Raw genomic sequence first — 22,056 nt, 5'->3', positions numbered from 1 at the left:
GTTACAGGTCCTGGGTCTGCGCGCGCTCGATCTCGGTGAACGCCGCCTGCAGGTACCGCGGGAACGGCCGCGTCAGCAGCAGGTCGGCGAGCAGCAGCGGGGCGTGCCTCGCCAGGGCCTGCGGTGACGGGCGGCCCTCGTCGTCGTTGTCGTCCTGGACGCCGAGCGCGCCGACCAGCAGCACGACCATGACCTGCGGGTCGACGTCCTGCCATTCGGCCGCGGACCGCACCGCGTGCTCCAGCGCGGCGCGCACGTCGTCGCCGTCGAGGCCGTCGGGGTGCAGGTCCTCGAGCAGAGTGCGCACGACGGCGCCGAGCACCAGGCCGACCTGCTCGCCGTCGAGGGCGGCGAGCTGCTCGACGGCCACGTCGAAGGCCTCCTTGTCGCGGCCCTGGGCTGCCTCGACGGCGGCTGCTGCGGCGGTCGCGATCGCCCGGGCCGGTGGCGGCAGGTGTCGCCAGCCTGACGGGGTGCGGGTGGTGTCCACACCATCGAACCCTAGTGCCTGCCCGATCGCCCACCGGCGACAGTGCCCGCCCGCCGCCCGCCCGCCGCCCGCCCGCCGCCCACCGGCGACCCACCCTGCGACCCACTCTGCGACGGCGGCGAGGTCAGCGGGTCCGTGGCGCACGCCACACCGATGCCGGGACCGCACTTGTCACGTTCCGGGCGGGGTCTGCCGTCGTCACTGTATGAAGCAACGAATGTCGCTCAGCGAAATCAACCCCGACGCGTACCGGGCGGTGCGCGGCCTGGAGCAGTACATCAGGGCACACGTCGACCCGGCGTTGCTGCACCTGCTCAAGCTCCGGGCGTCGATCCTGAACGGATGCTCGTTCTGCGTCGACATGCACAGCACGGAGGCGCTCGCCGAGGGCGAGGACAGCCGGAAGCTGTTCGCGGTCTCGGCGTGGCGGGAAGGGCCGTTCTTCGACGACAAGGAACGCGCCGCCCTCGACCTCACCGACCACGTCACCCGGCTCGGTGAGCACGGCGTCCCGGACGACGTCTGGGACACCGCCGTCGAGCACTACGGCACGAAGGGGGTTGCGGACCTTCTCATGGTCATTGCGACGATCAACGTGTGGAACCGTCTCGCAGTGTCAACCAGGAGCCAACCGCCAGCGACCGCGTGAACGAGGAGTTTCTCGCGCACCGGCGGATGCTGCTCGGTCTGGCGTACCGGATGCTCGGGACGCTGCATGACGCCGAGGACGTGCTGCAGGAGGCGTACCTGCGGTGGACCCGCGCCGACCGGTCCGACGTCGTCGAGCCGCGCCGCTACCTGACCAGGGTGGTGACGCGGCTCGCCGTCGACGCGCTCCGCGCCCGGCAGGGCCGGCGGGAGGAGTACGTCGGGACGTGGCTGCCGGAGCCGATCAACACCGGACCACGGAACCTGGCCGGCGCATCCAACCTGCTCAGCACATCTCACCTGCCCAGCGCATCCAACCTGGCCGGCGCATCCGACCCGATCGACGCGGCTGACCTGATCGACACGTCGGACCTGTCGATCGCGGTGCTGCACCTGATGGAGCGGCTGACACCACCGCAGCGCGCCGTGTACGTGCTGCGGACCGCGTTCGAACTGCCCTACACGGAGATCGCCGCGATCCTGGACCGCAGCGAAGAAGACAGCCGGCAGCTGCACCACCGGGCGGGTGCCGCGCTCGCCGGCCGGGCCAGGTTCAGCGCCGACCCGGCGGAGCACACGCGGCTCCTGGAGGGGTTCGTCGCGGCTGCCCGCGACGGTGACGTCGAACGCCTCGAGCAGCTGCTGCACGAGGACGTGGTCGCCTGGAACGACGGCGGCGGCAGGGTGCGGACGGGACCGAACCCGATCCGCGGCCGGGCGAAGGTGGTGCGGTTCTTCGTCGCCGTCATGCGGCGGCACACCCCGGACGGTCCCCGGCCGTTCACCGCCGTCCCGACCGGGGTCAACGGGCAGTACGCGCTGCTCGTGAACGCGAACTACCGGTACACGATGTGCGTCAACGTCGTCGACGGGCGGATCCAGGACCTGTTCCGAATCGCGAATCCGGCGAAGCTCTCAACCTTTGGCGGGGAACGCTCGTAGTAGAGGGTATGCGCGACTTCGACGAGTTCGCCGCCGCGGCGGCCAAGCCGCTGTTGCGGCTCGGCTGGCTGCTGACCGGCGACGCAAACCAGGCGCAGGATCTCGCGCAGAGCACGCTGATCAGGACGTACGGCGCGTGGCACCGGGTCCGTCACGACGACGCGCTCAGCTACGCCCGCCGGATCATGGTGAACCTGCACACGGACTGGCTGCGCCGGCGCCCGTGGCGGGAACAGCCGCGCGCCGACCTCCACGACGGCAATCACCGTGGCAATCACCGTGGCGATCTCAGTGGTGGTCATGACGGCGGTCATGGTGCCGTGGAGGACCGGGCCGCGCTCGTCGCCGCGTTGCAGTCGCTGACCCGGCGGGAACGGGCCGCGATCGTGCTCCGGTACTACGTCGACCTGTCCGAGCAGCAGACGGCGCAGACCCTCGGCGTCAGCGTCGGAACGGTCAAGTCGGTGTGCTCGCGGGCCCTCGCCAAGCTGCGGGTCAGCCCGGCGCTGCGGGAGGAACGCCCCTTTGTTCGCACTGCCCAGGGAGAACTGTCATGAGCACTGAACCTGGAAACACCGGGCCGGCAAGGAACGGGCCAGCAAGGAACGAGCCGGCAAGGAACGAGCCGGCAAGGAACGGGCCCGTCGATACGCTGCCGTTCCTCGACGAGCGGCTCGCGGGCCGGCTCACCGATGTCGCGGCGGCGGCGCCGGACCGGTTGGGGGTCACGTTTGAGGAGCTCCGCCGGCGGGGGGCACGGCGGCGGCGGACCCGGATCGGGGTCGCGTCCGCGGCGGTCCTGCTCGTCGCGGGCGGCACCACCGGCGGGATCCTCAGTGGGGCCCTCGGTGCAGGCCTCAGCGGCGGGTCCGGCAACGGGTCCGGTGGCGGGGCGACGGTCGGTGCGCCACCGGCGACAGCCGGAGCCGCGGGCCGGCCCTCAGCGGGCGCGTCGAGCGAGGGCTACCCCGGGTACGCCGTCGTCGGGCCGGTGACCACGATCGACACGGGCGAGGCGGTCGCCGGTGGGACACTCGCGATCTGGTTCGCGGTGTACGACAGCCGGTTCGTGCAGGCGGTCGGGCAGCGCGGGCCGGACGGGAAGCTGGACCTCATGGGCATCACCAACGACCCGGACGTGACCGGGACCGGGCCCGGGGACGTCGGCTTCCACGCGGGCTGGGATGTCGGCTCCCATCCGGACCGGTTCTTCACCGGTTACGTCGTCGGGGACGTCACGGCCGTGACCCTGACCATCGACGGCGTCCCGACGAAGGCGAAGGTCGCCGCGTGGCCGGAAAACCCCGCCGTGCACGCCTGGTGGCTGCGGGTACCCGCGGTATCGCCGGTGGACGTGCGGAACCTGGTCGCGACCGACGCGGCGGGCACGGTCGTGGCGTCGCTGCCCGAGGGCGGCGTTGGCCCGGGATGACGGCGCGCAAGGGCCGGGCGCGGACCAGCGGGTAGAAAGCTGGGCGCGACCCAGGGGGTCGGAGCAGCACACGAACAGCGGGTGATCGGGCCTCCCCCGGAGGGTGAAGTCGGCGTATGGTCGGTTGCCAAGGAGGCCCGCCATGCCTGCTGAGGACTTCGAACGGACCGCGTTCGACTATGTGATCGTGGGGGCCGGTCCGGCCGGCTGTGTGCTGGCCAACCGGCTCTCCGCGGACCCGGGCACGACCGTGCTGCTGCTGGAGGCCGGTGGGCCGGACAAGGCCAGGGAGATCCGGATCCCGGCGGCGTTCAGCAAGCTGTTCGCCACGCCGTACGACTGGAACTACCGCACCGTCAAGCAGCCACGGCTGGCCGACCGGGAGCTGTTCTGGCCCCGGGGCAAGACCCTCGGCGGGTCGACCTCGATCAACGCGCAGATGTGGATCCGTGGCTGCGCCGCGGACTACGACGGGTGGGGCGTCGAAGGTTGGTCCTACGCCGAGGTGCTGCCGTACTTCCAGCGGATCGAACGCCGCGTCGGCGTCAAGAGCACCGACGGCAGCGGCGGCAGCAGTGGCGCTGAGAGCGGCGCTCACGGGACCTACGGCACCGATGGTCCACTGTGGATCGACGAGCTGCGCAGTCCGAACCCGATCACGGCCGCGTTCCTTGAGGCCTGCGTCGCCGAGGGGATCCCGGCGACGGCCGACCTCAACGGTCCCGACAACAGTGGCTGCTCCCGCACCCCGGTGACGCAGCACCGGGGTGCCCGGTTCAGCGCCGCCGACGCGTACCTGCGACCGGCGCGGCGGCGGCCGAACCTGACCGTGCGCACCGGCGCGATCGTCGACCGGTTGCGGCTGTCCGAGCCGGCCAGGGCGGCGACACCGGCCAAGACACCGGCCAAGACGCCGGCCAAGACGGGCGAGGCGGCGAAGCGGCGGGTGATCGGGGTGTCGTACCGCGATCACGATCGTGGTGGCGCGGTCAGGGAGGTGACGGCGCAGCGGGAGGTGCTGTTGTGCGCCGGCGCCGTGAACACGCCGCAGATCCTGCAGCTGTCCGGCATCGGCGACCCTGACGTGTTGCGGGCCGCCGGGGTCGAGCCGCTGCACGAACTGCCCGGCGTCGGGACGAACCTGCAGGACCACCTGTCCACCGGGGTCGTCGTCACGTGCCCGCAGCCGATCACGATGTTCGCGGCCGAGTCGCTCGGCAGTGTCGCCCGGTACCTGTTCGGGCGGACCGGGATGCTGTCGTCGAACATCGCGGAGGCGGTCGCGTTCATCGCCCCCGACCCCGGTACGCCACCGGAGATCGAGCTGATCTTCGCGCCGGTGCCGTTCGTCGAGCACGGGATGGTGCCGCCGCCGGCGCACGGGTTGACGATCGGGGTCGTGCTACTGCAGCCGCGCAGCCGCGGGACGGTGGGGATCGCCGGTCCGACAGCCGCGGAGCCGGTGATCGAGCCGGGCTACCTCGGCGACGAGGCCGACCTGCGGCGGTTGATCTGGGGTGTACGGGTGGCCGAACGGATCGCCCGGTCCTCGGCACTGGCGCCGTTCGTCGGTGCGCCGATGGCGCCGTACACGGGGGTCCTCGACGACGACGGGCTGGCCGAGTCGATCCGGCGGCACTCGGAGACCCTGTACCACCCGGTCGGCACGTGCCGGATGGGCACCGACGACGGGGCCGTGGTCGACCCTTCGCTGCGGGTGCGGGGGCTGGCCGGGCTGCGGGTGGTGGACGCCTCGGTGCTGCCGGCGATCAACCGCGGGCACACGATGGCGCCGGTGTACATGGTCGCGGAGAAGGCCGCCGACCTGATCCTGGCGGGCCAGTGAGCAGCGGCTGAGCAGCGGCACGCCACGGGCTGTGACACGTCATGAACCGCAGAGCCACGAACCACGGAGCCACAAACCGCGGAGCCACGAGCTGCAGAGCCACGAACGCGGCAGGCCACGAAGCAGCAGGGGCAGGAGTCAACCGGCGCGAGTCAGTCCCAGGGCGGCACGGGTTCTGGGATGGAGAGCGAGGACCGTTGCCAAAGGCCAGAGCGACTGGGCGCCGGCGGCTGCCCGTTCGGCGAGCCCTACCAGTACACCGGCGGCGAGCGCTCCGCAGAAGATCACGACGAGCGTGACCAGCACGCCGGTCGCGACCCGCATCAGGACCGGCGGGACCGGCTGGGGTGCGCTGCCCGGGACGCGGCTCAGCGCGGGCCAGAGCGCGAGGCAGGCGAACGCGACCGTCGCCGCCAGTTGATGCGCCCCGGACGAGCCGGTCCGGGGCAGCGGGAACGCGGCGACGAGGACGGTGGCGGCACCGCCGGCGGCGAGCATGGCCCTGGCCGGGGTCGCGACGGTGCGCAGGCCCAGGGCCGTGACGCAATGGCAGACGCCGAGCCCGAGCAGCGCGAGCGTCATCACCCACCGGTGCGAGGCGCCGTGGCCGGCGAGTGCGCTGATCGTGTCCCTGAGTGCGTCGAACCCGGACGGTTGGAGTGCGGCGGCGACCGTCCAACCCCCGATGAGCAGGACCGGTGCGGTGGCCGCGGAGACCACCGCGAACCACCGCACCGAACCGTTCGAACCACGCATGCCCAGGAGTATGCGCGCCAGTCGCAGAGGTGCCAGCCTCAGGTGCCAGCCTCAGGTGCCAGCCTCAGGTGCCAGCCTCAGGCGTCAGGAGCCGAAGGCCTCCAGTTCCCAGAGCGAGTAGCCCCACTGGGTGCCGCGCTGGGTGCCGTTGACCCGCAGGTACCGGCCGGAGCCGGTGACCGTGAGGTCGTCGATGCCGCCGTCGCCGGTGGTCGTCGTGTAGATGTTCGTCCAGGTGTTGCCGTCCGGCGAGGTCTGGATCTGGTACGCCTTGCCGTACGCCGTCTCCCAGTTGAGCCGGACCCGGGTGATGGACCTGGTCGCGCCGAGGTCGAGCCGGATCCACTGCGGGTCGGCGTAGGCGCTGCCCCAGCGGGTCGCGGTGTTGCCGTCGACGGCGTTCGCGCCGGTGTGTGCGCTGCCCGACTCGACCGACGACACCGTCACCGGGCAGTTGCGGCACAGCGACTGGGGGCCGGTGACGGGCGTGCCGTACACGTTGAGGTCCCAGATCGAGTAACCCCACTGCGTGCCGCGCTGGGTCTGGTTCACCCGCACGTATCTGCCGGTGCCGGTCAGGGTCACGTCGTCGACACCGCCGTCGCTGGTCGTCGTGGTGTAGACGTTGGTCCAGGCGCTCCCGTCCGGTGAGGTCTGGATCTGGTACGACTTCGCGTACGCGGCCTCCCAGTTGATCCGGACCCGGTTGAGGTTGTACGAGGCGCCGAGGTCGACCTGCAACCACTGCGGGTCGGCGTGGACGCTGCCCCAGCGGGTGGTGGCGTTGCCGTCGACGGCGTTCGCGGCGACGAGGGTGCTGTTCGGCTCGACGGACGACGCGGTCGCGGTCTTGCCAAGGGCGATGTCGGTGGCGGGTGGCGTGCCGTCGGTCTTGATCCGGATGTTGCGGTAGAAGATGTCGGCGCCGGCGCCGTCGTTCTGCACGCCGATGTAGCCGGACTGGATCGCCCGGGTGCTGGTGTAGTCGTTGATCTTCACGCCGTTGAGCCAGATCTCGACCCGCTGGCCGTGGAGGCCGACCTCGTACGTGTTCCACTGGCCGGGCGGGTTGAGTGCCGCGGCGCGCAGGGCCGTGTCGGGCGCCTTGAAGCTGTACACGCTGCCGGTGGTGCGGGACGGGTCGGCGTCGGTGGCGTCGATCTGGATCTCGTGGCCGGCGTTGACCGGGCCCCACGGGTCACCGTTGGGGTCGGGGAAGCCGATGAAGACGCCACCGTTGTCGTCGCCGGGCATCTGCCAGTCGAGCTTCAGCGAGTAGTTGGAGAACTGGCTCACCGGGTACCAGAGCAGCCCCATCCCACCGAACGAGGTGAGCGTGCCGTCGGCGAGCGTGAACCCGCCGGGGCCGGCCTGCCGCCACTGGTTGAGGCTGTTCTGGCTGCCGTCGAAGAGCGCCTGGTAGCCGGTTTCGGGGCGGCAGTCGGCCTGGGCCTGGCCCGCCGCCCACTTGATGCCGCCGAGGAGGTGATTCGTGAAGTTCGCCTCGGTGTAGGACGCCTCGGTGTGGCCGAGTCCGGTGTACCAGGAGCGGCCGCCGTCGAACTGCTTGCACCACGAGATCGGGTGGTCGCCGCTCATCGATCCGCCGGAGTACGAGCCCTCGTCGAGGCTCATGAGGACCTTGGCGGTGCTGCGGGGGTTGGTCTGGTAGTTGTACCACTCGTCGGTGCGCGTCCAGGTCTGCGGCAGGTGCGCGGTGGCGGGGTTCGCGCGGTCCTCGACCTTGATCGTCGCCTGCTGCTGCGCGGGGTGCGAGCTGAACCAGGCGCCGACGAGGTTGCCGTACCAGGGCCAGCTGTACTCGGTGTCGGCCGCGGCGTGCACGCCGACGTAGCCGCCGCCCGCGCGGATGTAGGACTCGAACGCGGTCTGCTGGGTGGCGTCGAGGACGTCACCGGTGGTCGAGAGCCAGACGACGGCCTTGTACTGGGCGAGGTTCGCCATGGTGAACGCCCCCGCGTCCTCGGTCGTGTCGACGGCGAAGTTGTTCGCGGTCCCGAGGGCCTGGACGGCGGCGATGCCGTTGGGGATCGAGCTGTGGCGGAACCCCGCCGTCTTGGAGAAGACGAGGATCTTGTACGCGGGGGCGGCGGTCGCGGGGGTTGCCGCGCCGCTCGCGGCGACGATCGCCGCGACGGCGGTCGCGGCGATCAGTTTCCAACCGGGTATACGCACGTGACGTGCTCCTTCCGACTGGATCGCGGGTCTGTGCGGGACCATCGCGATCACGGGAGAGGAGGAGCGCGCCGAACGCACCTTCCGCTGCTTCAAGCAGAACTTTGCCGCTTACCAACAAAAGTGTCAATGCCTTCGGGTTTGATCGAGCGTTAGGTCGTGCACGACTTAATCGTGTGCTATGTTCTGAGAGTGAGGGATGTCCTGGCGCTCGACCAGCAGGTCTGCTTCGCGCTGTACACGGCTTCGCGGGCCGTCACCGCGCGATACCGTCCGCTGCTCGACGAACTGGGCATCACATACCCGCAGTACCTGGTGCTACTCGTGCTCTGGGAGCAGGACGCACGGACCGTCAAGGAGCTCGGCACCGCACTGCGGCTGGACTCCAGCACCCTGTCCCCGCTCCTGAAGCGCCTCGAGGCGGCCGGCCTCGTCACGCGCGCCCGCCGCGCCGACGACGAGCGGTCCGTCACCGTCCAGCTCACCGGGACCGGCGCCGCGCTGCGCGAGCGGGCCCGCGCCGTCCCCGCCAGGCTCGTCTGCGACGGCGGGCTCGGGATCGGCGAGCTCGACGCCCTGCGCGAAACCCTGGTGCGCCTCACGGCGACCCTCACCGACATCGCAGCCACCGACGCTGCAGTTACCGACGCAGCGCTCACCGACACGGCGTTCACCAACACGGCGCTCACCAGCACCGCGCTCACCAACGCACCACTCACCGACCTGCAAGGAGATGCTCCTGATGGCAGTCCTGTACACCGCTGACGTCACCGCCACCGGCGACGGTCGCGACGGCCACGTCACCAGCACCGACGGCATCATCGACGTCGACGTCGCCGTGCCGAAGGAGATGGGTGGTGCCGGCGGGGCGACCAACCCCGAGCAGCTGTTCGCGGCCGGCTACGCCGCCTGCTTCCACAGCGCGCTCCGGCTCGTCGCCCGCCGCGCCAAGGCGTCCGTCGACGGCAGCGAGGTCAACGCCCGGGTCGGGATCGGTCCCAACGGCAGCGGAGGGTTCGGCCTCGACGTCACGCTGACGGTCACCCTGCCCGGCGTCGACCCGGCCGTCGCGCGCCAGCTCGTCGACGCGGCACACCAGGTCTGCCCGTACTCGAACGCCACCCGCGGCAACATCGACGTCAAGCTGGAGCTGGCATGACCGGCGACAGCACCGCCAGCAAGGTCTGGCACCTCGCCGCCCGGCCGGACGGGTTCCCCACGTCGGAGCACTTCCGGCTGGTGACGGAGGAACTGCCGGCGCCGGGTCCCGGGCAGGTCCTCGTCCGCAACGACGTGATGTCGGTCGACCCGGCGATGCGCGGGCGGATGAACGACGTGCCGTCCTACGTGGCGCCGTTCCAGGTCGACGAGGCCCTCGAAGGCGGCGCGGTCGGCACCGTCGTCGCGTCCGGCAGCCCCGATGTCGCCGTCGGTGACAGCGTCCTGCACGGGCTCGGCTGGCGCGAGTACGCGCTCCTCGACGCGAAACACACCCGCGTCGTGGACACCACGATCGCGCCCGCGTCGGCGTATCTCGGCGTGCTCGGGATGCCGGGCCTCACCGCGTACGCCGGGCTCCTCGACGTCGCGAAGATGCGCCCCGACGAGAACGTGTTCATCTCCGGCGCCGCCGGGGCGGTCGGGACCCTCGCCGGTCAGATCGCCCGGCTGCGCGGCGCGCGGCTCGTGATCGGGTCCGCCGGCTCCGCGGAGAAGGTGCGCTACCTTGTCGACGAGCTCGGCTTCGACGCGGCGTTCAACTACAAGGACGGCTCGATCCGGACCCAGCTGAAGCAGCTGACCCCGGACGGCATCGACGTCTTCTTCGACAACGTCGGCGGCGAACAGCTGGAAGCGGCGCTGTTCCGGATGAACCTGCACGGGCGGGTCGCCGTCTGCGGCGCGATCTCGCAGTACAACAAACCCGACGCGACCGGGATCCGGAACCTGACGCTGCTCATCAGCAAGCGCATCACGTTGCAGGGGTTCCTGGTCCTGGACCACTGGGGCCGGCGGCAGGAGTTCGTCGAGGAGATGGCCGGCTGGCTGCGGGAGGGGCGGGTGCAGGTCGCCGAGACGTTCGTGGACGGGATCGACCACGCCGTCGACGGCTTCCTCGGCATGCTCCGCGGGGAGAACCTCGGCAAGATGATCGTCCGCCTCTCGTGAGCCCTGCGGGTGGGCGCCGATCCGCGTTCGCGTTGGCGGGCGTGCTGGCAGCGGCCGGGGTGACGCATCTGGTCAATCCGAAGCCGTACGACCGGATCGTGCCCCGCGCCCTGCCCGGATCGCCGCGGACCTACACGTACGTGAGCGGGGTCGTGGAACTGGCGCTCGCGGCGGGGCTGGTCCACCCGCGTACCCGCCGGGCGGCAGGGCTCGCGTCGGCCGGGTTCTTCGCGGCCGTGTTCCCCGCCAACGTGAAGATGGCGATCGACTGGCGGCACGCGCCACCGGCCCGCCGGGCGATCGCCTACGGGCGGCTTCCCCTGCAGCTGCCGTTGGTCCTGTGGGGGCTGCGAGTCGCCCGGGCGGGCTCACCGCGGGTTTAATGGCTGGATGCTGCGAACTTCACGGTTGGTGCTGCGGCGGTGGCGGGACGCGGACCGGGCGCCGTTCGCGGCACTCAACGCGGATCCTGAGGTCATGCGGTTCTTCCCGCGCCCGCTGACCAGGGCCGAGAGCGACATGATGGTCGAGCGGATCGAGGCGTCGTTCGACGAACACGGGTACGGGCTGTGGGCGGTCGACGTCGTCCAGGCCGATGCCGGGGTCAGCGGCTTCATCGGGTTCGTGGGGCTGGCCTGGCAGCGGTTCCCGGCGCATTTCACACCGGCGCTGGAGATCGGGTGGCGGCTGGCCCGGCACGCGTGGGGGCGCGGATACGCGTCGGAGGCGGCGGTGGCGGCGCGGGACTTCGCGTTCCGCCCCGCCGCTGCCGGTACAGCTATCACCGGTACCCCCAGCACCGATACCTCCAGCACCTTTACCCCCAGCACCGACACCCCCGCCACCGACACCCTGGCCGGTGCCGCCGCAGGTACCGCGGCCGCCCCAGACGAGACATGGGGCGCGGGGATGGACGAGATCGTGTCCATGACCACGCGGACCAACGAACCGTCGCAGGCGGTGATGCGGCGCATCGGCATGACCCGCGACCCAGCCGACGACTTCCGGCATCCCAACCTGGAGCCGAACCATCCGCTGGTCGAGCACGTGCTGTACCGGCTGCGCCGTCCCGCCGCCCCGGTCTCTTCCTAGACCACTCCTAGACCATTCCTATGCCACGGCTGCCACGTCCTGTGCCACGGCGCGCGGGCGTCAGCGGTACAGCTGCAGATGCAGCTGGAACGCCACTTCGGTGTAGCGGATTGTCGGCGGTCGCAGGGCGAGCAGCTGCCGCTCCAGCACGACCTGCAGCTCACGGGGTGGAGCCTCGGGCCGCGCCATGATCCGCACCGCGACGGGGCGGGACGGGCCGAGGTGGAACTCGACCATGAGTTCCTCGGTGCCGTGCCGTACCCCGGTGAACGCCCGGTCGACGATGCCCCTGGTCCGGTCGATGAAGTCGCCGAGTTCGGCCGCGGTCGTGGCCCGGCGGAGCTGCTCCTCCGAGGTGAGCAGGACGATCCGGCCGCGATCGACGTGCCGCAGGGCCCTGCCGTCGGCACCACGGCTCGACCGATCGGTGTCGTCGGCCTGCGGGGGGTGGTAGATGGTGAGCTCGCCGGTGCGGTACCGCTCGGTGGACGGTCGTACGGAGGCCGCACCGGAATGCCCGGATCCGGCATCGGGGTGGGTGCCGCCTGGATATGCGGAGCCGGAGGCGGGGTGAGTGCCGCCGGGATGTGCGGACCGGGTGCCGTCGCGGAGGGACCCCGGACCGGGGGGATGGACCGCAGCTCCGGAACGCCCGATGCGAGTGGACTGATCCGGGTCCACCGGCAGGCCCGCATCCGCCGATCCGCCCGGCTCCACAGACCGGCCCGCGTCCGGGGTGCTGTTGGGGTCAGGCGTGCGCCCCTCATCGCCGACCAGGCCGCCGTTCTGGTTCGCGTCCTCGGGACGGCGTGCGGCCGGAATCCGCTCGGTGTCGCTGGAGCGACTCGCGGCGCCGGATGGGCTCCGGCCGTCGGCCATGGCACCGATGCCCGCCGTATCCCCGCTGTTCCTATCCCCACTGTTCCTATCCCCGCCGCCCCCATCCCCACTGCCAGGCGCGCGCCGGCCGCCTTCCACGGATCGCACTCCCCCGGCGGGCAGGCCACCGTGGCCGTCGAGATGGCCTTCGGGGTGACCGTCGCGATGGCCGTCACGCCGAAGGTCGTCGCGATGGCCGTCGGCGTCGCCGGAGCCGTCGGCGTGGCCGTTGGTCGGTGTGGGCTCGGACCGGGCGCCGGGGCCTTGGCGTACCGCCTGCAGCGGTCGCGTCGCCGGGCCGGGCCGCGGGTCCAGTCGGAGCGCGAGGGTGCTGACCGCGCCGGCGGGCAGGCCGATCTCGATCGGGCGGCCGGCCTCGACCGCCTGGCGGAGACGGGCGTACATCGCTCCCGTGAGCAGGACCGCGAACCCGTCCTCGACCTGGCGGGCGGTCGGCTCGGCGGTGCCGCGGACCAGGAGCAGGAAGTTGCAGCCGATCCGGGTGGAGCGTTCACCGCCGGGGGCGACGATCGCGGCGGGACCCTGCTGGCCGGGCGCCCACACGTACGTCTGCGGGACGTCGGCCAGACCCGGCAGGAACGCGCACACGTCGTCGGCCTCGCGCAGGGCCTCCTCGAACGCCTCCAGTTCCTCGTCGGCGCCGCCGATGTACGACGTGGCGTCGCCCGCGGTGATCGTCAGCTCGAGACGGTCGCCGATGTGGACGACCCGCAGGAACGGCAGGTTGTACGCGGGTGCCTTCGACAGCATCGTCGCGGCCCGGAACTCGGCGTCGTCGACGACCGGGGCCCGACCGGGACGGAACCACCATGGGTGGGGGTAGTACCGCTCCTGCGCGCCGAGCAGTGACAGCACCCGCGCGTGTCCGAACCGCTGCACGACCGCGGTCTCACCGGCGAGCAGCGGCAGCGCCACGAGCGGGGGCCGCTCGAACCGGACCGTCGACGGGATGTCCTCGGGGGCGGCGGCGTACACGAACCCGGTCACCCGGCCGTCGATGTCGATGCCGGGCTGGCCGAAGACGCTGACGTCGCCCGCCTCCACGAGACGCCCCTCGGCGGCGAGCTGGTGGACGGTGCGGGCCATGGTGAGCGGGTATCCGGGGGCCGGCGCACCGGTGCGGATCACGGCGAAGACCATCTCCCGCTGACCGTGTCGTTCGAGGCCTTCGGTGGTGTACAGCAGTGCGGGCAGCATGCCGGAAGCCGTGCGGATGCCACCCTCGTCGATGGCGACCGACAGCTGCCGGGGGATGAGGACCTCCCGGCCGACGGGTAACGCGGAGCCCACGGGGCCGATCATCGCATCCGGACGCAACAGTTGACCTTGGATGACCGGTTGCCGCTGGTACCGGCGACGCCGGCCGCACCCACGAACGGCGCTCGTCACGTCAGCACCGCTGTGGCAGCACCCGCTGCGAGACCGGCGCGGTGAGGCCGGCGCTGTGAAGACGGTGCTGTGTAGACCGGCGCTGTGAGGGTGGGCGCGGTGAGGGTGGCGCTTCACGGTGCGGGCCGCGACGATGGTGTGATGCGGATGACGTCCGAGCCGCCCGCCGAGTACGTCGCATTCGTCTCCCGGCACCTGGAGCCGTTGCGCCGGGACTCCGTGCGCGTCGTCGGGGGCGAGGAGGACGCGGACTGCCTGTACGTCGACGTCCTCACCGACGTCGCCACCCGGTGGAACTGGCTGGAGCTGCAGCGCACCAGGCTCGGACACCAGGACGCCGCCGACGACTTCCTCGGCCGGGTCTTCGCCCGCCGCTCGGAACGGTTCTACCTCGCCGAGGACGGATTCGGCGACGACGACCTGCAGATCCAGGTGACGCCGTGGTACCCGGACGAGCCCCCACCACCGCGCCGCGTGTACGTCAGCACCGCGGTCCGGCTCGCCCCGATGCTCGTGCCCCGGCGCAGGAGCAGCGTGTTCGTCGCCGGTCCGGCATGCGAGGCGGCGATCGCCTGGTGGCACGCGTACGAGACGCTCCGCCGCCGCCGACTGGTGTACGTCGGGTTCGTGGCGATCCTGCTCCTGATGGCACTGGCAAGCGTCACCGCACCACCCGCGGTCTGATGGTTCCCGCTCGGCCGACCGCGCCGAACTTTCACCGGGCGTGGCTTCGCCCGCTACTACCGCCTTGAACGAAGCAGGCGTGACGCAAGCCACGATCGGAAGGCACCAGACCGTACGTCCGTCCGGACCCGCTCGCCCCAGACGGCTGTTGCACCTGCTCCGACCGGTCCATCGATTATCCGGCACCGGACCGGTCGTGCAGCGCGGACCGCGGGCCGGGGCCGGGGTCAAGGTCGAGGGGACCGGCGTCCGGCACGACCGTTGACGGATCCTGCTAGTGTCCGCCGAAGGCCGGTTGGGGGTGACATGAGCACGACGACACGCGGCACAGAACGCTGGGCGGCACGCTCGGCGGGGCGACTCTCGGGATTCGTCTCGAGTGTCCTCGCCGTGACCTCTGCAGATCGCACCACAGGTCGCACATCTGACCGCACCGCCAGCAGCACCGCCAGCAGCATCTCCGGCCGTGTCTCCCGCGGCGACACCCGCCGCGTTTCCCTCAGCATCTCGTGCAGGCTCGCGGCGGCCGGGATCGCCGCAGCCCTCGCCTCCGGCGGGTTCGGCGCACTCGTCATCGCCCAGCCCGCGCATGCCGCGACGACCCCCGCGACCGACATCGAGACAACGGTCGACAACGGCAACATCCAGGGCAAGGCCGGCGCGAAGACCGCCGTCGGCTTCGAGGTGTCCAACCGCGGGGACATCAAGGTGGCGGTCGGCATCACGATCCGGGTGCCGGGGAACACGCAGATCGAGTCCGCCGGGGACTGCACTGTCGTCGGCGGCAACCGCACCGCGGCGACCTGTACGAAGGCGCTGGACGCCAAACAGTCCTTCAAAGGCTCGATCCAGGTCGTCCTGCGCACCGCTGGGGAAGGCAACGGCGGTGTCGACGCCAGAATCACCACCCAGAAGGTCAACGACTCGAAGCCCGGTAACAACGCCGCCCAGTTCAAGATCCGGGTCACGGGTGCGAGCGCCACGCCGAGCGCGTCGAAGTCCACCCGCGCATCACGCAGCGCCTCCGCCGACCCCGCCGCCACCTCCGACGAGATCATCGCCCCGCCGGAGGCCGGCAACGGCGCCATCCCCCGCGACGACCCGAAGACCACCGTCAGCAAGGACAGCGGCGGCCTTTCGTTCGGGTTCTGGATCGGCGTGGTCGCCATCGTCGCGGCGCTCGGACTCGTCGGCAGCCTCTTCTATTTCCGCCGGAAGGACCGCCTCGAACCGGACACGGGCGTGTTCAACCTGCCCGCGGCCGGACACGACCAGGCCACCTCGGTGATCACCCCCGGCGTGTACGGGTCGCCGGCCGCACCCGCGGGCGCCGCCTTCCAGGGCGGTCAGGGCTACGGGCAGGGCTTCCCGCCAGGCCAGGGCGCACCCGGAGGGCCGAACGTCTACGGCGGCCCACCCGCCGCCCCGCCCGCCGGTCCCCCAGCGGCTGGCTTCCCGCCGGCCGGCGGCCCGCCGGCCCCCGCGCCCGGCGCGAACGACCAGACCATCATCATGCGCAGGCCCGACGACCTGTGATGTGACGCCGCCCGTCCCGCACGGGCAACGCACGCGCAGCCAGCCGGCTGTCCGCGGGCGGCTGTCCGGCCATGCGGCGATCCGAATGCCCGTCGGGTCCATGTCCGGGATCGTCCACAAGTCCACCAGAACGGCTGCCAATGCGGCGTGCCGCGACCTCGCATCGTGCCAGCGCCGCTCCGGAACCGCTGGCATCGGCGGTCGACAGCCAGGGCCGGGAGGACCCGATCCCGATCAACCTGACCGACCTGCGGGACTGGCTCGGCACAGCGAGGCTCCGCGTAGCCAGCCTCGGCACAGGTACCCGCACGGGCACAGGCGTCGTCGGCATCGGTAGCGGTAGCGGCGTCGGATGGTCGGATCGGACCGCGACAGGCACGATGGAGTGATGCCCAGCGAGCGGTCCACCTCGATGCGACGGGCCGCGCTCGGCACCGCGCTCGTCTTCACCGGTAGCGGTGCACTGCTCGGCACATGGGTGTCGCGGGTACCGGCAATCGTCGCCCGGCACGACCTCAGCCCGGGTGAGCTCGGACGGGCCCTGCTCGCGCTCGGCGTCGGGTCGCTGCTGTCGATGCCGCTGACCGGTCACGTGTGCCGGCGGGTCGGCAGCCGGGCGTGGGTCGCGTTCACGTCCGTGGTCACCGCGGCGGCACTGACCTGCGTGGGTCTGGCCACCGACGTCGTCCAGTTGTCGGCCGCGCTGTTCGCGCTCGGCATGGTCTACGGATCGTGGGACGTGGCGATGAACGTCCAGGGCAGCGCCGTCGACCAACGGGCGGGACGGGAGTGGATGCCCCGGTACCACGCGTGCTGGAGCCTCGGCTCGATCATCGGCGCGGCGGCCGGCGCGCTGGCTGCCCGCGGCGACGTCGCGATCGGCCTGCACTTCACCGTGGCCGCGTGGTGCGTCACCGGGGCGACGATCGTGGGCCTGCTCTGGTACATCGACGAGCGGGGCCCAGCCAGCACCGGGTCGACGGTCGCGTTGACCGACCCACCCATGGCAGGTCGCACGCCGGAGGGCCGCGAGCAGGACCCACAGTCGGCGCCCCGGCAGCGTCAGCCGCTGACAGCCGAGCCGCCCGTCCGGGACGACCCGCGGCACGCCGGATCAACGCCGGCTGGACCAACGCCGGCTGGACCAACGTCCGCCGTGGTTGCGTCAGGTGCGGCGCGGCGCGGCTGGCGGGAACGGCTGACCGGCAACCGGGCGCTGCTCCTCATCGGCCTCCTCACGCTCTGCGCGACGATCATCGAGGGGGCGGCCGACGACTGGTTGGCGTTGTACCTCCACGCCGGCCGGGGACTGTCCGAGGCGTCAGCCGCGCTCGGCTACACCACCTTCGCGACCGCCATGACCGTTGTCCGGTTCGCGGGCACGCCGGCCGTCGCCTGGCTCGGCCGGGCCGGAGCGGTACGAGCCGGCGGTGTCCTCGGCATCGCCGGAGTGCTCATCACCGTGCTGTCGCCGTGGACGCCGGTGACGTTCGCCGGGGCGCTGTTGTGGGGCGCCGGGGTGTGCCTGGTGTTCCCCGCCGCCGTGAGCGCCGCCGGCGAGACCGACCGGCCGGCGGAGGCGATCGCGTTGGTGACCAGCATCGGGTACGGGTCGATCCTGATCGGACCGCCACTCATCGGCGCGCTCGCCGACGTGATCGGGATGGGTCAGGCGCTGCTGACACTGGCGGCGCTGGCCGCAGGAGTAATGGCGCTGGCACCGGCCGTCCGGCAAACCCCCAGCACCACACCCACACCCACGTCCACACCCGAGTCCGCGTCACCGCCTGCGGCCGCGTCACCGCCCGCGGCCATGTCACCGCCCGCGGCCACGTCCACAGCCGCGGCCACATCCACACCTGCGGTCGGGGGCGCTCCCGGCAGCCGGGACGGCGATCAGTCCGGCAGCGCGTCCATCGCCCGGTAGATGCGGACATCGGAGATCGGGTACGCGGTGCCGAGCGCCTGCGCGAACAGCCCCACCCGCAGCTCCTCGATCATCCAGCGGATCTCCCGCAGCTGAGGGCTCATTGTCATGCTGGCCACCAGCTGGTCGTACTCCCGCTGTACCTCCTGCACGGTCAGCATCCGCTCCCGGTCCCGGCCGGTGTCCGTCGGCACCTTCTCCAGGCGCCGTTCGATGCCACGCAGATACCGTTCGAGATCCGGCAGACGCTGCCAACCGGTGTCCGTCACGAACCCCCGGTACACCAGCCGCCCCAGCTGCCCACGCATGTCTGTGAGCGCGGGCAGCAGCAGCGGGTTCTTCGTCCGGGCCAGGCGCTGCTCAACGTCGTACGAGGCGGCAAGGATCCGTTGGGCGTTGCCGACCACGTCGAGGGTCAGGTCGACCAGGTCGGCGCGGACCTTGTCGCGGAGCTTGGCGAACGCCTCGCCGTCCCACACCGGCCCACCGGCGTCGGTCATGAGCTGGTCGACGGCGCACGAGGCACAGTCGTCGAGCAGGTCGACGGCGTTACGGTGCGGGTTGCGGCTCAGGGCGAGCTTCGCCTCGTTCGACAGGCGACCCTGGACGAACTTCGCCGCGGGCGGCAACGTCAGCAGCAACAACCGGCGGGTGCCGGCCCACATCTCGTGCCGCTGCCGGGCGGGCAGGTCGAACGCCTTGACCGCTACCGATGTGCCCTCGTCGACGATCGCCGGGTAAACGGTGAGGGTGTGCCCGGCGACGGTCCGTGACAGGCTGCGCGGCAACGTGCCGAAGTCCCAGGTGGTGCTCCCGGTCCGGGTCACGTCGGTCGCCGCCTCCGCGACCGTCGCCTGCACCTTCGGCGCCAGCCGGTCCCGCAGGTCGGTGAGGCTCTTGCTCTCGGCGAGGACCGCACCACCGTCGTCGACGATCCGGAACGACATCTTCAGGTGCTCCGGCACCCGCGTCAGGTCCCAAGCGTCGCGGGGCACCGCCACGCCCGTCAGCCGGCGCAGCTCCCGCTCCAACGCGTCAAGAAGGTGCCCGTCCCGGACCGGCATGCCGATGAGCGCGTCGCGGGCCGTGTCGGGCGCCGGGACGAAGTTGCGCCGCAGGGCCTTCGGCAGTGACTTGATGAGGGTCGTGACGAGTTCCTCGCGCAGGCCGGGCACCTGCCAGCTGAAGTCGGCGTCCCGGAGCCGGCCGAGGAGCGGCAGCCCGATGTGGACGGTGACCCCGTCGGCGTCGGCGCCCGGCTCGAACTGGTACGTCAACGCGAACCGCTGCCCGTCCTGCTCCCACGCATCGGGGTACTGGTCCTTCGCGACGCCGCCCGCCTGGTCGTTGACCAGCATCGCCGGATCGAACGTGAGCAGCTCGGGCTGGTCGCGGCGGGTCTGCTTCCACCAGCTGTCGAAATGCCGGCCGGAGACGACCTCCTCGGCGATCCGCTTGTCGTAGAACTCGAACAGGGTCTCGTCGTCGACGAGGATGTCGCGGCGGCGGGCCCGGTGCTCGAGCTCCTCGACCTCATCGAGCAGGCGGCGGTTCTCGGCGAAGAACGCGTGGTGCGTCTCCCAGTCACCCTCGACCAGCGCATGGCGGATGAACAGCTCCCGCGACAATGCCGGGTCGATGCGGCCGTAGTTGACCTTCCGGGAGCTGACGATCGGCACGCCGTACAGCGTGACCTTCTCCATCGCCATCACGGCCGCGGCTTTCTTCTCCCAATGCGGCTCGCTGTAGTTGCGTTTGACGAGATGTTGAGCGAGCGGCTCGATCCACTCCGGTTCGATCCGAGCGGCGACGCGGGCCCACAGCCGGGTCGTCTCGACGAGTTCGGCCGCCATCACCCAACGGGGCGTCTTCCGGAACAACGCCGAACCAGGGAACACCGCGAACTTCGCGCCGCGCGCACCGAGGTACTCGCTCTTCTCGGCGTCCTTCAACCCGATGTGCGACAGCAGCCCGGCGAGCAGCGAAACGTGGATGTTGTACGGCGCGGCAGGTTCCTCGTTCGGAACCACGTCCATGCTCCTGAGTACCGACCGCAGCTGGCTGAAGATGTCCTGCCACTCACGGACCCGCAGGTAGTTGAGGAACTCGGCCTTGCACAGCTTGCGGAACTGGTTGCTGGACAGTTCCTTCTGCTTCTCCTGCAGGTAGTTCCAGAGGTTCACGTACCCGAGGAAGTCCGAGTCCTTGTCGGCGAACCGGGCGTGCTGCTGCTGAGCCTGTGCCTGCTTCTCGACGGGACGCTCCCGCGGGTCCTGGATCGACAGCGCGGCGGTGATGACCATGACCTCGCGGACGCAGCCGTTGCGTTCGGCTTCGAGGACCATCCGGGCGAGGCGAGGGTCGACCGGCAGCTGCGACAGCCTCCGGCCGAGGGCGGTGAGCCGCTGACCGCTCTCCAGCGCACCGAGTTCCTCCAGCAGTTGCACGCCCGAGCTGACGTTGCGGCGGTCCGGCGGGTCGATGAACGGGAACGCGGCCAGGTCTCCCAGCCCGAGGGAGATCATCTGCAGGATGACGGAGGCGAGGTTGGTGCGCAGGATCTCCGGGTCGGTGAACTCCGGCCGACTGTCGAAGTCCTCCTCGCTGTACAAGCGGATACAGACGCCGTCGGAGGTACGGCCGCAGCGTCCCTTCCGCTGGTTCGCCGACGCCTGCGACACCGGCTCGATCGGCAGGCGCTGCACCTTCAGCCGGTGGCTGTACCGGGAGATGCGGGCGGTGCCGGGGTCGATGACGTACTTGATGCCGGGGACGGTCAGCGACGTCTCCGCGACATTCGTGGCGAGGACGACCCGGCGGCCCGTGTGCGACTGGAACACCCGGTGCTGCTCGGCAAACGACAGCCGGGCGAACAGCGGCAGGATCTCGGTGTTGCGCAGGTCGAGTTTCGCCAGCGCGTCGGCGGTGTCCCGGATCTCGCGTTCACCGCTGAGGAACACCAGCACATCACCGGGGCCTTCGGCTTGCAACTCCTCGACGGCGTCGCAGATCGCGTCGGTCTGGTCCCGCTCCTCCTCGCCCTCGTCGGGTGCCTCGATCGGGCGGTACCGGACCTCGACCGGGTATGTCCGGCCGGAAACCTCGATGATCGGGGCGTCACCGAAGTGCCGGGAGAACCGCTCCGGGTCGATGGTTGCCGACGTGATGATCACCTTCAGGTCGGGGCGCCTGGGTAACAGCTGCCTGAGGTACCCGAGGATGAAGTCGATGTTGAGGCTGCGTTCGTGTGCCTCGTCGATGATCAGCGTGTCGTACTGCCGCAGGAGGCGGTCCGTCTGCATCTCCGCGAGCAGGATGCCGTCCGTCATCACCTTGATCATCGTCTGGTCGCCGGACTGGTCGGAGAACCGGACCTTGAACCCGACCGTCGCGCCGAGTTCGGTGCCCAGTTCCTCAGCGACGCGCTCTGCCACCGTCCGCGCTGCGATCCGCCGCGGCTGCGTGTGCCCGATCTGCCCGGTCACCCCACGGCCCAGCTCAAGACAGATCTTCGGCAGCTGCGTCGTCTTTCCCGACCCTGTCTCACCGGCGACGATCACCACTTGGTGATCGCGGATCGCGGCGAGGATGTCGTCCTTGCGCTGACTGACCGGCAACTGCTCCGGGTACGTGATCTGCGGCATCCCGGCGCGGCGGGCGGCGACCCGCTGCTCGGCGCGCTCCACGTCGGCGCGGATCGCCTCAGCGACCGCCTGCGCGTGCGGGGACTTCTTCGCCCCTTCGATCCGCCGTCGCAGCCGATGCTGGTCCTGCGGCATCAGCCCGGCCAGGCGCGAGCGGAGCTCACGGAGGACGGCGAGATCAGGTACATCTCCCCGCTCCTGCGACACAGCGTGATCCGCACCGGAGCCTCGCCCGGTCCGCCGGTTCTGTCCCCGGCCGGCCTGCCCGTTGCCGTCCTGGCCTCTACCCTGACCCCTGCCCTGGCCTCTGCCGCCCTGACTTCTGCCGCCCTGGTCCCTGCCGCCTTGGCCCGTACTGCCCTGACCACTACTGCCTTGGCTGCTACTGCCTTGGCTGCTACTGCC

At 71.1% G+C, this 22,056-nt stretch carries 17 protein-coding genes and 1 pseudogene; 13 read left to right on the top strand and 5 right to left on the bottom strand.

Translation table 11 applies throughout. The features are described from left to right. Position 1: 1 nt before the first annotated feature. A complete protein-coding gene (locus tag Dsi01nite_RS36965) occupies positions 2–490 on the bottom strand; it encodes a hypothetical protein (RefSeq protein WP_203851017.1) in 489 nt (162 codons plus the stop codon). Between the two features lie 217 nt (positions 491–707). On the opposite strand from Dsi01nite_RS36965, the gene Dsi01nite_RS36960 reads away from it, so the two are divergent. From Dsi01nite_RS36960 to Dsi01nite_RS36940, 5 genes are all read left to right on the top strand, one after another. Then, entirely contained in the window at positions 708–1,139 is a 432-nt protein-coding gene (locus Dsi01nite_RS36960; RefSeq protein ID WP_203851016.1) for a carboxymuconolactone decarboxylase family protein, read from the top strand. Then, entirely contained in the window at positions 1,136–2,080 is a 945-nt protein-coding gene (locus Dsi01nite_RS36955; RefSeq protein WP_239136437.1) for a sigma-70 family RNA polymerase sigma factor, read from the top strand. Before Dsi01nite_RS36960 ends, Dsi01nite_RS36955 begins: the two co-directional genes overlap by 4 nt. A gap of 8 nt (positions 2,081–2,088) precedes the next feature. After that, the gene (locus Dsi01nite_RS36950) at positions 2,089–2,637 is read left to right on the top strand and encodes a SigE family RNA polymerase sigma factor (protein ID WP_203851015.1); all 549 of its coding nucleotides are present in this window, start codon (positions 2,089–2,091) and stop codon (positions 2,635–2,637) included. Then, positions 2,634–3,512: a hypothetical protein gene (locus Dsi01nite_RS36945; protein ID WP_203851014.1), complete on the top strand. Its 879-nt coding sequence runs from the start codon at positions 2,634–2,636 to the stop codon at positions 3,510–3,512. The genes Dsi01nite_RS36950 and Dsi01nite_RS36945 overlap by 4 nt, the downstream gene beginning before the upstream one ends. A 142-nt stretch (positions 3,513–3,654) precedes the next feature. After that, positions 3,655–5,358 carry a GMC family oxidoreductase gene (locus tag Dsi01nite_RS36940; RefSeq protein ID WP_203851013.1) on the top strand — a complete coding sequence of 568 codons (1,704 nt, stop codon included), beginning with the start codon at positions 3,655–3,657 and terminating at the stop codon, positions 5,356–5,358. A gap of 138 nt (positions 5,359–5,496) precedes the next feature. Here Dsi01nite_RS36940 and Dsi01nite_RS36935 read toward each other — a convergent pair whose 3' ends face one another. Continuing rightward, positions 5,497–6,114, bottom strand: a complete 618-nt coding sequence (locus Dsi01nite_RS36935) for a DUF998 domain-containing protein (RefSeq protein ID WP_203851012.1) — start codon at positions 6,112–6,114, stop codon at positions 5,497–5,499. Positions 6,115–6,198: 84 nt separating this feature from the next. Beyond that, complete coding sequence (locus Dsi01nite_RS58750; protein WP_308442122.1) at positions 6,199–8,310, bottom strand: ThuA domain-containing protein; 2,112 nt, start codon at positions 8,308–8,310, stop codon at positions 6,199–6,201. 192 nt (positions 8,311–8,502) lie between these two features. Here Dsi01nite_RS58750 and Dsi01nite_RS36925 point away from each other — a divergent pair. The 5 genes and pseudogenes from Dsi01nite_RS36925 to Dsi01nite_RS36905 all read left to right on the top strand — a co-directional run. Then, positions 8,503–8,922 (top strand): annotated as a pseudogene (locus Dsi01nite_RS36925) (MarR family winged helix-turn-helix transcriptional regulator); the annotation flags it as partial. Positions 8,923–9,052: 130 nt separating this feature from the next. Further along, positions 9,053–9,469, top strand: a complete 417-nt coding sequence (locus tag Dsi01nite_RS36920) for an organic hydroperoxide resistance protein (protein WP_203851009.1) — start codon at positions 9,053–9,055, stop codon at positions 9,467–9,469. Then, the gene (locus Dsi01nite_RS36915) at positions 9,466–10,479 is read left to right on the top strand and encodes an NADP-dependent oxidoreductase (protein WP_203851008.1); all 1,014 of its coding nucleotides are present in this window, start codon (positions 9,466–9,468) and stop codon (positions 10,477–10,479) included. Before Dsi01nite_RS36920 ends, Dsi01nite_RS36915 begins: the two co-directional genes overlap by 4 nt. Beyond that, complete coding sequence (locus Dsi01nite_RS36910; protein ID WP_239136436.1) at positions 10,476–10,862, top strand: DoxX family protein; 387 nt, start codon at positions 10,476–10,478, stop codon at positions 10,860–10,862. The genes Dsi01nite_RS36915 and Dsi01nite_RS36910 overlap by 4 nt, the downstream gene beginning before the upstream one ends. Before the next feature lie 7 nt (positions 10,863–10,869). Continuing rightward, positions 10,870–11,571 carry a GNAT family N-acetyltransferase gene (locus Dsi01nite_RS36905; RefSeq protein WP_203851007.1) on the top strand — a complete coding sequence of 234 codons (702 nt, stop codon included), beginning with the start codon at positions 10,870–10,872 and terminating at the stop codon, positions 11,569–11,571. Positions 11,572–11,631: 60 nt separating this feature from the next. On the opposite strand, the gene Dsi01nite_RS36900 is transcribed toward Dsi01nite_RS36905, so the two are convergent. Beyond that, on the bottom strand, positions 11,632–13,761 hold the full coding sequence (locus tag Dsi01nite_RS36900) for a hypothetical protein (protein WP_203851006.1): 2,130 nt from the start codon (positions 13,759–13,761) through the stop codon (positions 11,632–11,634). A 240-nt stretch (positions 13,762–14,001) separates the two neighbouring features. On the opposite strand from Dsi01nite_RS36900, the gene Dsi01nite_RS36895 reads away from it, so the two are divergent. The 3 genes from Dsi01nite_RS36895 to Dsi01nite_RS36885 all read left to right on the top strand — a co-directional run bounded on the left by Dsi01nite_RS36895 (position 14,002) and on the right by Dsi01nite_RS36885 (position 18,007). Beyond that, a complete protein-coding gene (locus Dsi01nite_RS36895) occupies positions 14,002–14,544 on the top strand; it encodes a hypothetical protein (RefSeq protein WP_203851005.1) in 543 nt (180 codons plus the stop codon). A gap of 390 nt (positions 14,545–14,934) precedes the next feature. After that, a complete protein-coding gene (locus tag Dsi01nite_RS36890; RefSeq protein WP_203851004.1) occupies positions 14,935–16,080 on the top strand; it encodes a hypothetical protein in 1,146 nt (381 codons plus the stop codon). Between the two features lie 388 nt (positions 16,081–16,468). Continuing rightward, positions 16,469–18,007: an MFS transporter gene (locus Dsi01nite_RS36885; RefSeq protein ID WP_203851003.1), complete on the top strand. Its 1,539-nt coding sequence runs from the start codon at positions 16,469–16,471 to the stop codon at positions 18,005–18,007. Here the strand turns inward: Dsi01nite_RS36885 and hrpA are convergent. After that, a complete protein-coding gene (gene hrpA, locus Dsi01nite_RS36880) occupies positions 17,977–21,858 on the bottom strand; it encodes an ATP-dependent RNA helicase HrpA (RefSeq protein ID WP_373318916.1) in 3,882 nt (1,293 codons plus the stop codon). The genes Dsi01nite_RS36885 and hrpA overlap by 31 nt on opposite strands. Positions 21,859–22,056 lie beyond the last annotated feature (198 nt).

Source organism: Dactylosporangium siamense (assembly GCF_016862795.1).
GTDB classification, from domain to species: domain Bacteria; phylum Actinomycetota; class Actinomycetes; order Mycobacteriales; family Micromonosporaceae; genus Dactylosporangium; species Dactylosporangium siamense.
The sequence above is the reverse complement of the archived record's forward strand: the minus strand, read 5'-3'. Positions and strand labels throughout refer to the sequence as shown.

Excerpts from the sequence above, each read along its gene's own strand:
- Dsi01nite_RS36940 (WP_203851013.1), top strand. The coding sequence starts at position 3,655 with ATGCCTGCTGAGGACTTCGAACGGACCGCGTTCGACTATGTGATCGTG.
- Dsi01nite_RS36935 (WP_203851012.1), bottom strand. The coding sequence starts at position 6,114 with ATGCGTGGTTCGAACGGTTCGGTGCGGTGGTTCGCGGTGGTCTCCGCG.
- Dsi01nite_RS36895 (WP_203851005.1), top strand. The coding sequence starts at position 14,002 with ATGCGGATGACGTCCGAGCCGCCCGCCGAGTACGTCGCATTCGTCTCC.
- Dsi01nite_RS36920 (WP_203851009.1), top strand. The coding sequence starts at position 9,053 with ATGGCAGTCCTGTACACCGCTGACGTCACCGCCACCGGCGACGGTCGC.
- Dsi01nite_RS36905 (WP_203851007.1), top strand. The coding sequence starts at position 10,870 with ATGCTGCGAACTTCACGGTTGGTGCTGCGGCGGTGGCGGGACGCGGAC.
- Dsi01nite_RS36960 (WP_203851016.1), top strand. The coding sequence starts at position 708 with ATGTCGCTCAGCGAAATCAACCCCGACGCGTACCGGGCGGTGCGCGGC.
- Dsi01nite_RS36885 (WP_203851003.1), top strand. The coding sequence starts at position 16,469 with ATGCCCAGCGAGCGGTCCACCTCGATGCGACGGGCCGCGCTCGGCACC.
- Dsi01nite_RS36950 (WP_203851015.1), top strand. The coding sequence starts at position 2,089 with ATGCGCGACTTCGACGAGTTCGCCGCCGCGGCGGCCAAGCCGCTGTTG.
- Dsi01nite_RS36945 (WP_203851014.1), top strand. The coding sequence starts at position 2,634 with ATGAGCACTGAACCTGGAAACACCGGGCCGGCAAGGAACGGGCCAGCA.
- Dsi01nite_RS36915 (WP_203851008.1), top strand. The coding sequence starts at position 9,466 with ATGACCGGCGACAGCACCGCCAGCAAGGTCTGGCACCTCGCCGCCCGG.